Origin of the sequence: Photorhabdus viridis (genome assembly GCF_040256935.1) — a bacterium.
GTDB lineage: Bacteria > Pseudomonadota > Gammaproteobacteria > Enterobacterales > Enterobacteriaceae > Photorhabdus > Photorhabdus viridis.
In genome coordinates, this window is record NZ_JBEJZY010000016.1 from 77,309 (window position 1) to 92,285 (window position 14,977).

General features: G+C 45.1%; 12 protein-coding genes and 1 pseudogene. 8 read left to right on the forward strand and 5 right to left on the reverse strand.

Annotation, left to right across the window (positions count from 1 at the left end; genetic code table 11):
* Positions 1 to 216: 216 nt before the first annotated feature.
* The 3 genes from gltB to ABR397_RS08865 all read left to right on the forward strand — a co-directional run bounded on the left by gltB (position 217) and on the right by ABR397_RS08865 (position 6,842).
* Positions 217 to 4,674, forward strand: coding sequence for a glutamate synthase large subunit (gene gltB, locus ABR397_RS08855; protein WP_350305416.1), 4,458 nt, complete (start codon positions 217 to 219; stop codon positions 4,672 to 4,674).
* Between the two features lie 9 nt (positions 4,675 to 4,683).
* Complete coding sequence (locus ABR397_RS08860) at positions 4,684 to 6,102, forward strand: glutamate synthase small subunit (protein WP_350305417.1); 1,419 nt, start codon at positions 4,684 to 4,686, stop codon at positions 6,100 to 6,102.
* A 227-nt stretch (positions 6,103 to 6,329) separates the two neighbouring features.
* Positions 6,330 to 6,842, forward strand: a complete 513-nt coding sequence (locus ABR397_RS08865) for a hypothetical protein (protein WP_350305418.1) — start codon at positions 6,330 to 6,332, stop codon at positions 6,840 to 6,842.
* Between the two features lie 56 nt (positions 6,843 to 6,898).
* Here ABR397_RS08865 and sspB read toward each other — a convergent pair whose 3' ends face one another.
* The 5 genes from sspB to zapE form a co-directional block, all read right to left on the reverse strand.
* Positions 6,899 to 7,408 (reverse strand): ClpXP protease specificity-enhancing factor, encoded by a 510-nt coding sequence (gene sspB, locus ABR397_RS08870; RefSeq protein ID WP_350305419.1) that lies wholly within the window; start codon positions 7,406 to 7,408, stop codon positions 6,899 to 6,901.
* Between the two features lie 3 nt (positions 7,409 to 7,411).
* Complete coding sequence (sspA, locus tag ABR397_RS08875; protein WP_350305420.1) at positions 7,412 to 8,053, reverse strand: stringent starvation protein SspA; 642 nt, start codon at positions 8,051 to 8,053, stop codon at positions 7,412 to 7,414.
* A gap of 289 nt (positions 8,054 to 8,342) precedes the next feature.
* On the reverse strand, positions 8,343 to 8,735 hold the full coding sequence (rpsI, locus tag ABR397_RS08880) for a 30S ribosomal protein S9 (RefSeq protein ID WP_021323578.1): 393 nt from the start codon (positions 8,733 to 8,735) through the stop codon (positions 8,343 to 8,345).
* 15 nt (positions 8,736 to 8,750) lie between these two features.
* The gene (gene rplM, locus ABR397_RS08885) at positions 8,751 to 9,179 is read right to left on the reverse strand and encodes a 50S ribosomal protein L13 (protein WP_011148147.1); all 429 of its coding nucleotides are present in this window, start codon (positions 9,177 to 9,179) and stop codon (positions 8,751 to 8,753) included.
* Between the two features lie 254 nt (positions 9,180 to 9,433).
* Positions 9,434 to 10,564 carry a cell division protein ZapE gene (gene zapE, locus ABR397_RS08890; protein WP_350305421.1) on the reverse strand — a complete coding sequence of 377 codons (1,131 nt, stop codon included), beginning with the start codon at positions 10,562 to 10,564 and terminating at the stop codon, positions 9,434 to 9,436.
* A gap of 220 nt (positions 10,565 to 10,784) precedes the next feature.
* Here zapE and zapG point away from each other — a divergent pair, with 220 nt between their 5' ends.
* From zapG to ABR397_RS08915, 5 genes and pseudogenes are all read left to right on the forward strand, one after another.
* On the forward strand, positions 10,785 to 11,189 hold the full coding sequence (gene zapG / locus ABR397_RS08895; RefSeq protein WP_350305422.1) for a Z-ring associated protein ZapG: 405 nt from the start codon (positions 10,785 to 10,787) through the stop codon (positions 11,187 to 11,189).
* A gap of 241 nt (positions 11,190 to 11,430) precedes the next feature.
* Positions 11,431 to 12,807 carry a serine endoprotease DegQ gene (gene degQ / locus ABR397_RS08900; protein WP_350305423.1) on the forward strand — a complete coding sequence of 459 codons (1,377 nt, stop codon included), beginning with the start codon at positions 11,431 to 11,433 and terminating at the stop codon, positions 12,805 to 12,807.
* A gap of 199 nt (positions 12,808 to 13,006) precedes the next feature.
* Entirely contained in the window at positions 13,007 to 13,213 is a 207-nt protein-coding gene (gene vapB, locus ABR397_RS08905; RefSeq protein ID WP_350305430.1) for a type II toxin-antitoxin system VapB family antitoxin, read from the forward strand.
* 37 nt (positions 13,214 to 13,250) lie between these two features.
* Positions 13,251 to 13,373 (forward strand): annotated as a pseudogene (locus ABR397_RS08910) (VapC toxin family PIN domain ribonuclease); the annotation flags it as partial.
* A gap of 15 nt (positions 13,374 to 13,388) precedes the next feature.
* Positions 13,389 to 14,282: a dihydrodipicolinate synthase family protein gene (locus ABR397_RS08915; RefSeq protein ID WP_350305424.1), complete on the forward strand. Its 894-nt coding sequence runs from the start codon at positions 13,389 to 13,391 to the stop codon at positions 14,280 to 14,282.
* The last annotated feature ends 695 nt before the right edge of the window (positions 14,283 to 14,977 follow it).

A 14,977-nucleotide genomic window follows, 5' to 3' on the forward strand; every position in this document is an offset into this window, starting at 1 on the left:
CGTTAACTTGGGAAGTCACTAGAAACCATCCGTCAGATCCTCATCTGAACCATAATTATGCAGTGACGCAATACTATTTTCAGTACCGCCTGTTCATAGCAAATAGACAGGTGGCGGTTGATTGAGGGCGCAATTCAGACGCCTGTAAAAATATTAATCTCACAAATTTCTGTGAGTTTCTGTGAGAGTCGGACAGAACCTGGGGAGGTTCACACTATGCTATATAACAAATCTCAAGAAAAGGATAACTGTGGCTTTGGACTGATAGCCCATATTGAAGGGGAGCCAAGCCACAAAGTAGTCCGTACCGCTATCCATGCACTGGCACGAATGCAACATCGCGGCGCAATCCTGGCGGATGGTAAAACCGGCGATGGTTGCGGTTTATTGCTGCAAAAACCCGACCGTTTTTTTCGGATGGTCGCACAGGAGTACGAATGGCGTCTAGCCCGCAATTATGCAGTCGGTATGCTATTTCTCAGCCAGGACCCTCAGATTGCTCAAAACTGCCGGGAAATAGTCGAACAGGAGCTGCAAAATGAAACGCTGTCAGTCGTTGGCTGGCGTGAAGTACCAACCAACAGTGATATTCTCGGCGAAATAGCCCTTTCCAGCCTCCCCCGTATCGAACAGATTTTTGTTAATGCTCCTGCTGGCTGGCGTGCCCGTGATTTAGAACGCCGTTTATTCGTTGCCCGCCGCCGGATAGAAAAACGCATCAGCGACAGTGATTTTTATGTTTGTAGTTTATCCAATCTGGTAACTATCTATAAAGGGCTGTGCATGGCGGCAGATTTGCCCCGTTTCTATCCTGATCTGGCTGATTTACGATTGGAATCAGCAATCTGCCTGTTCCACCAGCGTTTCTCAACCAATACCGTCCCACGTTGGCCATTGGCGCAGCCTTTCCGCTATCTCGCTCATAATGGTGAAATAAATACCATCACCGGTAACCGCCAGTGGGCACGGGCAAGAGCCTATAAATTCAAAACACCGCTTATACCTGATCTGCAATCTGCCGCTCCTTTTGTCAACGAAACAGGATCAGACTCCAGCTCGCTGGATAATATGCTGGAGCTGTTTCTCAATGGCGGAATGGATTTAATCCGTGCTATGCGGTTGTTGGTCCCGCCGGCATGGCAGAACAATCCTGATATGGATGAGGATCTGCGCGCTTTCTTTGATTTCAACTCTATGCACATGGAACCCTGGGATGGTCCCGCCGGTATCGTCATGTCAGATGGCCGCTATGCCGCCTGTAATCTGGATCGTAATGGTTTACGCCCGGCACGCTATGTCATCACTAAAGACAAACTGATCACTTGTGCTTCCGAAGTCGGCATCTGGGATTATCAGCCCGACGAAGTAGTGGAAAAGGGACGAGTCGGCCCCGGCGAACTCATGGTGATTGATACCCGCCAAGGCCGTATCCTTCATGCAGAAGAAACAGACAATGACCTGAAAAGCCGCCATCCCTATAAAGAATGGATGGATAAAAACGTCAAGCGCCTGATCCCATTTGAAGAATTACTGGAAGATCAGGCGGGTCACCGGGATCTGAACGATCAATCACTGGCGGTTTATCAAAAACAATTTGCCTACAGTAATGAAGAACTGGATCAAATTATCCGGGTCCTGGGAGAGAATGGTCAGGAAGCGACGGGGTCAATGGGTGATGATACGCCGTTTGCTGTACTTTCCATCCGCCCACGGATTATTTATGACTATTTCCGTCAGCAATTCGCTCAAGTCACTAATCCACCAATTGATCCACTACGCGAAGCGCACGTTATGTCTCTCACCACCTGTATTGGACGGGAGATGAACGTATTTTGTGAAGCTGAAGGACAGGCGCATCGGTTAAGTTTTAAATCCCCTATTCTGCTCTACTCTGATTTTCATCAATTAACAACACAACAGAGTCCGCACTATCGTGCAGAACGTTTAGACTTAACTTTCAATCCGCAGGAAACTCATCTGCAAAATGCGCTGTTTGTATTGTGTGACCAGGCTGAACAACTCGCCAGAGATGGTGCAGTATTGCTGGTATTATCTGACCGCAATATTACGCCGGAGAAGTTACCCATACCGGCTCCTATGGCTGTCGGGGCCATTCAGCACCGTTTGGTAGAAAAAAGCCTGCGCTGTGATACCAACCTGATAGTAGAAACCGCGAGTGCCCGTGATCCACATCACTTCACTGTGCTATTGGGGTTTGGCGCAACCGCTATCTATCCCTATCTGGCTTACGAATCACTGGCCAAAATGGTCGATAATGGCACGATTAATAAACCCTATGCTGATGTCATGCTCAATTACCGCAATGGCATCAATAAAGGGCTATATAAAATCATGTCGAAAATGGGCATCTCGACTATCGCCTCCTATCGTTGCTCTAAACTGTTTGAAGCTGTCGGCTTACATTCTGAATTAACTGAGCTTTGCTTCAATGGCGTTGTCAGCCGGATTGGTGGCGCTAACTTCAGCGATTTTGAACAGGATCTGCGAAACCTATCCAAAAGAGCATGGCTTCCCCGCCATCCAGTTGATCAGGGAGGGTTACTGAAATATGTGCATAACGGTGAATACCACGCTTATAACCCGGATGTCATAAGCACTCTGCAATCTGCGGTTCACAGTGGCGAATACAACGATTATTTGAAATATAGCCGCTTAGTTAATCAGCGCCCAGTGACCACAATCCGTGATTTGCTGGCGATAAAGACAAAAGATGAATCTATCCCCATTGAAGAAGTGGAACCCGCCGAAGCGCTGTTTAAACGCTTTGATACTGCCGCGATGTCGATTGGCGCATTAAGCCCTGAAGCACACGAAGCTCTAGCTGAAGCAATGAATACATTAGGCGGCTTTTCCAACTCCGGTGAAGGAGGAGAAGATCCCACACGTTATGGTACAAAAAAAGTCTCCCGTATCAAGCAAGTTGCTTCCGGCCGGTTCGGTGTAACACCCGCTTATCTGGTCAACGCTGATGTGATTCAAGTTAAAGTGGCCCAAGGTGCTAAACCCGGAGAGGGCGGACAATTACCGGGTGATAAGGTCACACCGTATATTGCAAAACTACGTTATTCCGTACCAGGCGTAACACTGATTTCTCCACCACCGCATCACGACATTTACTCTATTGAAGATCTGGCTCAGTTGATTTTCGATCTAAAACAGATCAATCCCAATGCACTGATCTCAGTAAAACTGGTTTCAGAACCAGGCGTTGGTACGGTTGCAACGGGTGTTGCCAAAGCTTATGCCGATTTAATTACTATCGCAGGTTATGATGGCGGGACTGGCGCCAGTCCATTGTCATCGGTGAAATATGCCGGATGCCCCTGGGAATTGGGATTAGTGGAAACCCAACAAGCTCTGGTTGCCAACGGGTTGCGCCATAAGATCCGTTTACAGGTAGATGGCGGATTGAAAACAGGCGTGGACATTATCAAAGCGGCCATTCTTGGTGCTGAAAGTTTCGGTTTCGGCACCGGCCCCATGGTTGCCCTTGGATGCAAATATCTACGCATCTGCCACCTGAATAACTGTGCGACCGGTGTTGCAACGCAAGATGAGAAATTACGCCGCGACCATTACCACGGATTGCCTGAGAGGGTAATGAATTACTTCCGTTTTATCGCCCGTGAAACCAGAGAGATCATGGCGGAATTAGGCGTCAGAAATCTGACTGATTTAATAGGTCGAACTGAATTGCTGGAAGTATTGGAAGGTATTTCAGCAAAACAGAGCAAATTAAATCTTGAGCCGCTTTTGACAACTGCTGAACCCCATCAGGGCAAGACAGTATATTGCACTGAAAATAACCCGCCATTTGATCATGGCACATTGAATACAAACTTATTAGCTCAAGCCTCCAATTATATTGAGAGCCAACAAAGTAAAACTTTCTATTTTGATATCCGTAATACCGATCGTTCAGTCGGGGCTTCTCTTTCCGGCTTTATCGCTTCCCGCTATGGTAATCAGGGCGTCGCGGCTGCGCCAATAAAAATTCATTTCAATGGTACTGCCGGTCAAAGTTTTGGTGTCTGGAATGCTGGCGGTCTGGAGCTGACACTTATCGGTGATGCCAATGATTATGTTGGTAAAGGTATGGCCGGTGGTCGCATCGTAATACACTCTCCTGTCGGTTCTGCCTTCAAAAGCCATCAGGCAACCATCATTGGCAACACATGTCTGTATGGAGCGACCGGAGGCAAGCTATACGCCGCTGGACGAGCCGGAGAGCGCTTCGCTGTTCGCAATTCAGGTGCTATTACCGTTGTAGAGGGTATCGGAGATAATGGCTGTGAATATATGACAGGCGGTATCGTCTGTATTCTCGGACGCACCGGAATAAACTTTGGCGCAGGAATGACCGGCGGCTTTGCCTACGTTCTGGATGAAAATGATGATTTCCGCAAACGGGTTAACCCAGAGCTGGTAGAAGTACTGGCAGTAGAGGCCTTAGCTATCCACGAAGAACATTTGAGAGGACTTATCACTGAACACGTTCTCCTGACCGGTTCCCAGCGCGGTGAAGATATTCTTGCTAACTGGCAACAGTGGTTGGGCAAATTCGCACTTGTGAAACCCAAATCCAGTGATGTTAAAGCCCTGCTGGGACATCGCAGTCGTTCTTCCGCAGAGTTGCGAATTCAAGCGCAATAAGGAGCCCAGATGAGCCAGAATGTATATCAGTTTATCGACTTACAACGCGTCGATCCGCCTAAAAAACCACTGAAGATCCGCAAAATAGAATTTGTGGAAATCTATGAGTCATTTTCAGCAATTCAGGCACAAACCCAGGCAGATCGCTGCCTTTCCTGTGGTAATCCTTATTGCGAATGGAAATGTCCTGTCCATAACTACATTCCCAATTGGCTTAAACTTGCCAATGAAGGGCGCATCATGGAAGCCGCTGATTTATCCCATCAGACAAACAGCCTGCCGGAAGTTTGCGGACGCGTTTGTCCACAGGATCGCCTTTGTGAAGGCGCCTGTACCCTGAATGATGAGTTTGGTGCAGTCACTATTGGTAATATCGAACGCTACATTAACGATAAAGCGATTGCTATGGGCTGGAAGCCCGATATGTCACAAGTTCAGCCAACAGGCAAACAAGTTGCGATTATTGGTGCAGGCCCCGCAGGGCTGGCCTGTGCTGATGTATTAGCCCGTAATGGCGTACAAGCAGTCGTTTTTGATCGCCACCCGGAAATAGGCGGATTACTCACTTTTGGCATACCTGCGTTTAAACTGGAAAAAGAGGTGATGGTACGCCGACGTAAAATTTTCTCTGAAATGGGAATTGAGTTCCGGCTCAATACTGAAATAGGCAAAGATATCGCCCTATCTGAACTGACAGAGCAGTTTGATGCCGTATTTCTCGGTGTAGGAACCTATCAGTCAATGCGCGGGGAACTGGCAAACGAAGATGCTGATGGCGTTTATGATGCACTGCCATTTTTGATTGCAAATACCCGGCACTTGATGGGGTATCCTCCCCTGCAATCACAACCTTTCATTGATATGCAGGGTAAACGGGTCGTGGTTCTCGGTGGTGGCGATACAGCGATGGATTGCGTCAGAACGTCTATTCGCCAAAAAGCGGCTTCAGTTACCTGTGCTTACCGCCGTGATGAAGTTAACATGCCAGGCTCCCGCCGCGAAGTGAAAAATGCCAGGGAAGAAGGTGTAGAATTTCTGTTTAATCTGCAACCTCTCAGCATTGAAATCAACAGTTCAGATCAAGTTTGTGGCATAAAAATGGTACGGACCCAATTAGGTCAACCTGATGAAAATGGACGCCGCCAAGCTGAAATTATCACCGGCTCCGAACATCTGCTCAAAGCGGATGCCGTGATTATGGCATTTGGTTTTAAACCACATACAATGAGCTGGTTAAATGATCATAAAATAGCGCTGGATAAACAGGGGCGTATCGTTGCACCTGAGTTCTCAGATATTCCGTTCCAAACCAGCAATCCTCAGATATTTGCTGGTGGAGACGCCGTTCGCGGTTCAGATCTGGTTGTAACCGCAATTGCCGAAGGGCGTAAAGCTGCACAGGGCATTCTCGATTACCTCAATATCTAATTAAACAAAGGGAGCTTTCCAGCTCCCAAACCTTCCTATTATCATCTCGATAATTTATATTAGTTGGAATATCTTTATATAAAGAGTGAATGCATTTAATGAGCACTCGGTACTTACTGCTATCATAATTAACATTTAGGTATATTTCATCTTGTTATAGTGGATTTTACCAACCACATAGATCATATGGCACTATACTTATTCAACTACAAACCCTGGAAACATTAATGAAATTAATTAAATCTCTAATTTTGTTGTCTTTGGCGTTACTTACTGGTACTAGTCTTCCGGTGCTTGCGTTGTCACGAAACATTACACCCGATAATATTAATAAAGAGATTATCAATAGAGGTATCAACTCTGTTGTTGCAGAATTAGGGGAAACAGGAGCCAGACAAGAAATCACTCACAAAATTACGACTGGTGACCGTGACTGGATAAAACTGGCTTTTAAATTAACTCAAAGTATACATCTGGATTTTTCCAAAGAGATACGTTACGCACTCTCTATGGCATTAATTAATAATCCGGTTGATGTCCTTGCTACTGCCGATAAAGAAAACAACATATCATTGGCTGATATCTGTACAATCCCGCCAGAACTTGAAACTAGAGAGAATAAAATAAAGTTTGTCAATAAAGTCAGAAAGAGTTTAGCGTCTATCACAAACTACGAAGATAAAAACAGAGTAGAAGAGTGTTTCTGGGAACTAGAGAAAGCCTACAATGTGGAATTTTAATCAATAAATTTAAAAAAATAAGGAGGCGAGTTGCCCCCTTTTTAGCGCTTATCTTCCTACTTTACTACCCGTAAAGCAGGACGCCCTTTTGTCGGTTTTGGTGGCTCATCCTCGGGTGAAGCTCCACTATTACCTTCAACATCGCGGAGGGTATCCGTAACTAATACTAGGTTATCTACCGCAGAAACGCCGGCTTTATCATGCCCTGAAGTGGGTTCAAAAAGATATTCATCTTTATAAGCTGCTTCAGGCTCAAACATCATTCCCGCCCCATTTTCACGGCTATAAATAGCGATAACCGCCACCATTGGTACATTAATTTGACGGGGCATACCGCCAAAGCGGGCATTGAAGCGTACTTCATCATTAGTTAACTCAAGATTACCAACAGCTCTCGGCGCGATATTCAGCACAATTTGCCCATCACGGGCATATTCCATTGGTACATTTACTCCACGTAAAGTCACGTCTACAACCAGATATGGAGTCATATCATTATCGAGTAACCACTCATAATGAGCACGCAACAAATAAGGGCGACGAGGAGACATTTGAGACAGCTCCATAAATCAGTTCCTGGATTGCAAGCGCATTTCACGTTCAGCTTCGGTTAATGAAGCCAGGAATGCATCACGTTCAAAGACACGCTGCATGTAAATTTGTAAATCTTTGGTACCAGAACTTGGTAACTCTATACCCAATTCAGGTAAACGCCATAGTAAAGGGGCAAGATAACAATCAACCAAACTGAATTCTTCACTCATAAAGAATGGCATCTCTTTAAATATTGGCGCTACTGCCAGCAATTCTTCTGCTAATCGTTTACGAGCAGCATTGGCTTCCTGAGAATTACCTTTCTCAATAGTGTGCATCAGGGAATACCAATCTCTCTCAATGCGGTGCATCATCAAACGGCTGGAGCCACGGGCAACCGGATACACTGGCATTAATGGCGGATGAGGAAAACGCTCATCAAGATATTCCATAATGATGCGGGAATCATACAGCGTCAGCTCACGGTCAACCAAAGTCGGAACTGTCTGATAAGGGTTCAGATCGATAAGGTCCTGTGGCAAATTACCTGCCTCAACCTGTTCAACTTCAACACTGACACCTTTTTCCGCCAGCACAATTCGCACTTGATGGCTAAAAATGTCGGCCGGGCCTGAAAACAGAGTCATTACCGAACGTTTGTTGGCAGCGACAGCCATGAAAACCTCCAAGTTTATCTAAAAAAGGAATGAATAGTCCCACGCTATAACGACTATTCCTACTCATTCATTCTCACCCCTTATGTTTCTGCGCCGCAACGGTGAATACGGAATGCGCTACTCGACACAATGGCTATCGTTCAGATAGTAGGCAGATAATGGATGAGGCAAAAATTGGCACTAGTTTACCAGATTTTGTACATTTTGGGGGAAGTGTATGGATAATTAAGTAAAAAACCCGCCATAAAGACGGGTTTGAACATTAAGTAGTTGCCATAAAGGCAAAAAATTAACGTTTGGAGAATTGTGGACGGCGACGTGCTTTACGCAGACCCACTTTCTTACGTTCAACTTCACGAGCGTCGCGGGTAACGAAGCCAGCTTTACGAAGATCAGAACGCAGAGTTTCGTCGTATGCCATCAGCGCACGGGTGATACCGTGACGGATTGCACCCGCCTGACCAGAAATACCACCACCTTTAACAGTGATGTACAGATCCAGTTTGTCCAACATATCAACCAGCTCAAGCGGCTGACGAACAACCATGCGTGCTGTTTCGCGGCCAAAGTAAACTTCGAGGCTACGTTGGTTGATTACGATGTTACCGCTACCTGGCTTAATAAAGACACGTGCGGAAGAGCTTTTGCGGCGACCAGTGCCGTAGTATTGATTTTCAGCCATTGCCTATAATCCCGATTAAATGTCCAGAACTTGCGGTTGCTGTGCCGCATGGTTGTGCTCGCTACCTGCGTAAACTTTCAGTTTACGGTACATTGCACGGCCCAGTGGCCCTTTTGGCAGCATGCCTTTAACCGCGATTTCAATTACACGCTCAGGACGGCGGGCAATCATCTCTTCAAAGGTCGCTTGCTTGATACCACCGATGTGACCAGTGTGGTGATAATAGATCTTATCAGAACGCTTGTTACCGGTTACAGCAACTTTTTCTGCGTTAACAATGATGATGTAATCACCGGTATCAACGTGCGGAGTGTATTCCGCTTTATGCTTGCCGCGTAGACGACGAGCCACTTCAGTTGCAAGACGGCCCAAAGTTTTGCCATCTGCGTCAACAACATACCAGTCGCGTTTTACGGTTTCTGGTTTAGCTGTAAAAGTTTTCATTAAAGCTTACCCAATAATAAGTTACACGTTGGTGAACACTCAAGGTTCATAAACTGCCGAGGTTCACACGACTCTTGTCCAGCAAACCTACCCCTTCGAATAGCCTATGCCGGCACTATGCAAGTTTTTTGGGAAAAAAAACATTGCTGTAACGTGGGGTCGCAAGATTATAGAGAAGTCACAAATAAAAATCGACCCCAATTTGAATTATTTAAACTCAACTTTAGTCTGAAATATACAGGATAAGCACAAGATTAAGGCAAATGCGGTAATTTCAGATATTCTTCGCTTTGCATTTCCTGCAAACGAGACAAGCAACGCTGGTATTCGAAAGTCAGCAAAACCCCTTGGTAAATCTGTTCCATCGGCACCGCGGCATTAATTATCAGTTTTACCCGACGCTCGTAGAATTCATCAACCAGCGCCAGGAAACGTCGGGCGGCATTTTCATTACCAGGCATTATCGCCGGAACCTGATATAACAAAACGGTATGATAACGTTTTGATAAAACAATGTAGTCCACCTGACTACGGGCATCTTCACACAAGACTTTAAATCCAATTGCCAATACACCATCAGCACTGCGAATTGCCAGCATCTGCCGATGATTAATTTCCAACACCGGTGCTTGCTCACTGCATTTACCAACCAAACGGATAAATATTCGATCCATAGCCCGTTCATTATTTTCATTCAGCGGTGTGAAATAGAGATGAGCCTGTGTCAAAGTACGCAGCCGGTAATCAATACCTGAATCCACATTCATTACGTCACAATATTTTTTAATCTGCTCAATAGCAGGTAAAAAACGAACTCGCTGTAAACCATTACGGTAGAGCTCATCAGGAGGAATATTGGACGTTGCAATCAACGTGATCCCCCTGACAAACAGAGCTTCCAACAATGTACCAAGGATCATGGCATCCGTAATATCAGAAACAAAGAATTCATCAAAGCAGAGCACATCGGTTTCTGCTTTAAAACCATCCGCCACAATATCCAGCGGATCCTCATGCCCCTGTAACACCTTTAATTCTTCATGCACCCGCAGCATAAAGCGATGAAAATGCAAACGCAGTTTTCTTTCGCCCGGCAAACTCCGGTAAAACATATCCATTAACCACGTTTTCCCTCTGCCAACCCCCCCCCACATATAGAGCCCTTGAACAGGCGTACAAGTCGTTGAAGTCTGCTTGCCTAATAGTTTACTCAGGCGCTCTTTCAAGCTTTTTCGCTTCGCTGGATTGCCCGGAGAAATACTAATCAGGGCGTAGTGAATAACATCCAATTGAGCGACGACGCAACGTTGGATATCATCTGGCTGGTATTCTCCCTTAGAAAGGGCTTTCTGATAGAATGACGAAGGGATAATCAATGATGGCATGACAAAAAAATCCTTAAAAAATAATTGCCCGTTTTTTATCGTTTTTATGATTCAGATTGACCTTATCACTGGATCAATTGTCTACAATAAGGTTCAGAATAAAGTCTACAAACAATATGTAAATCATGATCAATATTCCACTCTAGCTAGATTAACGGTTATAGTGATGATAATTAAGTGAAACATTCTGCTGAACAACGATGTTGATGAAGGAGTAACTATGACTTGGGAGTATGCACTGATTGGATTAGTAGTTGGCTTTGTTATCGGAGCGCTAGTCATGCGCTTTGGTAACACTAAGCTGCGCCAGCAGGGAGCCTTACAAACTGAACTGGAGAATAACAAATCAGAACTAGAAGAGTATCGTAAAGAATTAGTCGGCCATTTTGCCCACAGTGCAGAATTACTCGATAATATGGCCCGCGATTATCGTCAGTTGTATCAGCATATGGTCAAAAGCTCCCACGAGCTGATGCCGAATATGCCAGTACAAGAAAATCCATTCAATTATCGACTGACTGAATCAGAAGCAGATAATGATCAGGCTCCGGTTAAAATGCCGCCAAGAGATTACTCTGATGGCGCCTCCGGCCTGTTCCGTCCGGTTAATGAAAAAAACCAGTAAATATTTCTGCTGTGGCATGTTTTGTGCCACAGCATTAATTCCAAATGCAAGATCTGTTCTTCCACCTGCAAAAAGTTTTGTTTTTTATTCTTCAATCATGTAAATCCCTGTAAAAAATCGTGCAAAGTCTGTTTGCCAGATGAACTTTACTTAATAATTAACAGTCATAGAGTAATCATGGCAACTTGCCCGAATTAACTTATTAGCCTTCTGGCTTAGATATACAAGAGAACGAAATTAGATGAAAAGAAAAAACTTATTCCTTAGTGCGTTAGCAATCAGTATTGGGTTATCCATAGCTTCCGTTCCTACTATCAGTAGCGCTGCGTTGCCCGCTGCTATTGCCGGTCAGGAGTTGCCAAGCCTTGCACCGATGCTTGAAAAAGTATTGCCGGCAGTTGTCAGCGTGCATGTTTCCGGTACTCAAGTACAACAGGAGCAGAGTATACCTGAAGAGTTCAGGTTCTTCTTTGGCCCGAATCTGCCAATGGGCCGTGAAAGTACCCGCCCATTTCAGGGGCTTGGCTCAGGTGTCATCATTGACGCCGCTAAAGGTTATATATTGACCAACAATCACGTTATTGAGAATGCGGATAAAATCCGTGTGCAACTGAACGATGGACGTGAATATGACGCTAAACTGTTAGGCCGCGACGCTCAAACTGATATCGCCTTGCTGCAACTGAAAGATGCCAAGAATTTAACGGCAATCACAATAGCCGATTCCGATAAGCTCCAGGTTGGTGATTTTGCTGTCGCGGTGGGTAATCCATTTGGTCTTGGTCAAACTGCAACCTCGGGAATTATCTCAGCGTTAGGACGCAGCGGTCTGAATCTGGAAGGGTTAGAAAACTTTATCCAAACCGATGCCTCTATAAACCGAGGTAACTCCGGGGGCGCGCTGGTTAATTTGAATGGCGAGTTGATTGGTATCAACACGGCAATTCTGGCTCCAGGCGGCGGTAACATCGGTATCGGCTTTGCCATCCCGAGTAATATGGTAAAAACCCTGAGTGAACAGCTTATCGCTCATGGTGAAGTCAAACGCGGTATTCTCGGTATCAAAGGTACTGAAATGAACGCCGATATTGCCAAAGCATTCAATATTGATGCCCAGCGCGGTGCATTTGTCAGTGAAGTATTGCCAAAATCCGCGGCAGCGAAAGCAGGCATTAAATCCGGTGATATTCTGGTTTCTGTTGATGGTAAAAAGATCAATAGCTTTGCTGAGCTGAAAGCCAAAATTGGTACGACTGTGCCAGGTAAAGAAATTAAAATTGGCTTATTGCGTAAAGGCAAACCAATGGAAGTTTCCGTTATTCTGGAAAATAGTGAAGGTCAAACTACCAAAGCTGGAAACCTAACACTTGCCCTGCAAGGCGCAACTCTCAGTAATGGTGAAGTGAAAGGAACCCTCGGTGTGAAAATTGATAGCGTCATGCAAAACTCACCTGCGGCGATGTCTGGTTTACAGAAAAGTGACCTGATTGTTGGGATCAATAATGAACGGGTACAGAGCATTAACGAACTGCGCAAAGTTATTGATTCTAAACCCCCGGTAATAGCGCTGAACATTCTTCGCGGTGACGAAAACATCTATCTGTTACTGAGAAATTAATATTTTTAGCGAACATCGATCTAATTCCATCTAAGACACAGCGCAATGCTGTGTCTCCGGTCGCTGACAAACCTCATTTAAAATAATGGGGTTTGTTTTTCCCATTAGCAAAAATGTTTTGGTCCATTTTCCTTATTAACCAAATTTACTCACCTGCTGATATCCCTTACGACAGGTAGTCTTGTAAACCAGTTTTTCAATCTATGGTAATAACCGGGCTACACGTTTACCTCGCGACCTCGATTTCGAAGGATTGAACGAATTGGAGATTATTAGTGAAGGCAATACCATTATTCTGCGACCGGCTAAACCCAGTTGGAATTCCTTTTTGCAACAAGAAAAAGCTGACACTGACTTTTTAACGGAACAGCCGAATATTGTGGAAGAAGGGCGTATTAAGTTATGAAAAGAACATATATGCTGGATACGAACATCTGTTCCTTATTGATGGTAACGACGCAGCCATTGCCGGGCATGCCATTTCAGTGGGAGCCGTGCTGGTCACCAACAATACGAGGGAGTTTGAACGAGTGCCGGCTCTGACGCCAGAAGACTGGATTAAATAATAGACAGGAGATGATATGTTCACAGGACTTAGTGCCTTCCCGTTGACCCCCGTTACACCATCAGGGTTCGATCAAACAGGGTTTATCAATATTCTCACCCGACTCACCGCTGCCGGGGTAGATTCCGTTGGGATTATGGGCTCGACAGGTAGTTATGCCTATCTGACCCGGGAACAACGAAAACACATCGCCTCGCTTGCGAAAGAACATGTCGGTGAGATCCCCATGATGGTCTGCGTAGGCGCCATCAGTACGGACGAGGTCCTGCGCCTGACGGATGATGCCCAGAAGGTCGGCGCCAGTGCGCTACTGCTGCCACCAGTATCGTATCAGAAGCTTAATGACGATGAGGTGTTTGGTCTGTTTGAAACGGTAGCTCAACATACTTCGGTACCGGTCTGTATCTATGACAACCCGGGAACAACACATTTTGAGTTTTCGGACGAACTGCATGGGCGTATAGCCACACTACCCGGTATTCAGTCTGTCAAAATCCCGGGAGTTCCGGTACACCCTGAGGCTGCACTTGCCCGGGTAAACCATCTGCGAGAAAAGTTGCCAGCAAACGTCACGATCGGTATCAGTGGTGATGCTTTTGCCGGCCTGGGGCTTAACGCCGGTTGTGAGGTCTGGTACTCCGTTTGTGGCGGTCTTTTCCCAAAAACCGCAAAGGAAATCACTACGGCAGCTTGCCGGGGGGATCACGGGTTGGTCACACACCTGACGGAACGGCTTACGCCATTATGGCGGCTGTTTCAAAAACATGGCGGCAGTATTCGTGTGATGGCCGCAGCGGCTGGCGTGCTCGGTCTGACTGACGGAGACTGTCTCCCGCGTCCCATCCATCCCATTTCTGCCGAACATGTTGCTGAAATTTCAACTGTCATCAACTCACTGGGACTGGAATAAATCCGTCGGTGTGGGAGAGTAAGCATGCTCACACTTCATAATCCTAGCAGCATTAACGTTCTGCACTGGCACGTTATGCGCTGGCCGCGACACTGGCCAGAGTTGCAGATGGAGGAAGCGTTCTGGCGATCATCCTTCTGTGCGCCTCGAACAGCCGTTATACAGATTATGCGAGTGTTATGGAGGCCTGTATTACGCTGCGACATCTTCTGGGCCTTTTATTGCCAGGAAGATAAAAAGTGAGCATAATTAACGTTGATAAAACGTAAAACACAATATACCATGATGATTAAACTTAATAGAAAACAGATATTAAAAGTAGTGAAAACAACGGTTAAAATCTTATTATACCGATTAAAACCAGAGGTTAAAAAATGATTTTTAATAACAGTTTAAACCTGCCCATCACAAACCCATCAGTGAAAAATGAGAAAAATAATTGGCTTTATTAATGCTCATACACCTATAAAAAAGGAAAAATAAGAATATTAAATAGTTTAATAGTTTAATAGTTTAATAGTTTAATAGTTTAATAGTTTAATAGTTTAACAGTTTAATAGTTTAATAGTTTAACAGTTTAATAACTTAATAGCTTAATAGCTTAATAGCTTAATAGCTTAATAGCTTAATAGCTTAATAGCTTAATAGCTTAATAGCTTAATAGCTTAATAGCTTAATAGCTTAATAGCTTAATA

What these genes read in the sequence shown, in the direction of transcription:
- sspB (WP_350305419.1), bottom strand. Translation starts at nt 7,408, where the DNA reads ATGGAGCTGTCTCAAATGTCTCCTCGTCGCCCTTATTTGTTGCGTGCT.
- sspA (WP_350305420.1), bottom strand. Translation starts at nt 8,053, where the DNA reads ATGGCTGTCGCTGCCAACAAACGTTCGGTAATGACTCTGTTTTCAGGC.
- rpsI (WP_021323578.1), bottom strand. Translation starts at nt 8,735, where the DNA reads ATGGCTGAAAATCAATACTACGGCACTGGTCGCCGCAAAAGCTCTTCC.
- rplM (WP_011148147.1), bottom strand. Translation starts at nt 9,179, where the DNA reads ATGAAAACTTTTACAGCTAAACCAGAAACCGTAAAACGCGACTGGTAT.
- ABR397_RS08865 (WP_350305418.1), top strand. Translation starts at nt 6,330, where the DNA reads ATGAAATTAATTAAATCTCTAATTTTGTTGTCTTTGGCGTTACTTACT.
- zapG (WP_350305422.1), top strand. Translation starts at nt 10,785, where the DNA reads ATGACTTGGGAGTATGCACTGATTGGATTAGTAGTTGGCTTTGTTATC.
- ABR397_RS08860 (WP_350305417.1), top strand. Translation starts at nt 4,684, where the DNA reads ATGAGCCAGAATGTATATCAGTTTATCGACTTACAACGCGTCGATCCG.
- zapE (WP_350305421.1), bottom strand. Translation starts at nt 10,564, where the DNA reads ATGCCATCATTGATTATCCCTTCGTCATTCTATCAGAAAGCCCTTTCT.
- ABR397_RS08915 (WP_350305424.1), top strand. Translation starts at nt 13,389, where the DNA reads ATGTTCACAGGACTTAGTGCCTTCCCGTTGACCCCCGTTACACCATCA.
- degQ (WP_350305423.1), top strand. Translation starts at nt 11,431, where the DNA reads ATGAAAAGAAAAAACTTATTCCTTAGTGCGTTAGCAATCAGTATTGGG.
- gltB (WP_350305416.1), top strand. Translation starts at nt 217, where the DNA reads ATGCTATATAACAAATCTCAAGAAAAGGATAACTGTGGCTTTGGACTG.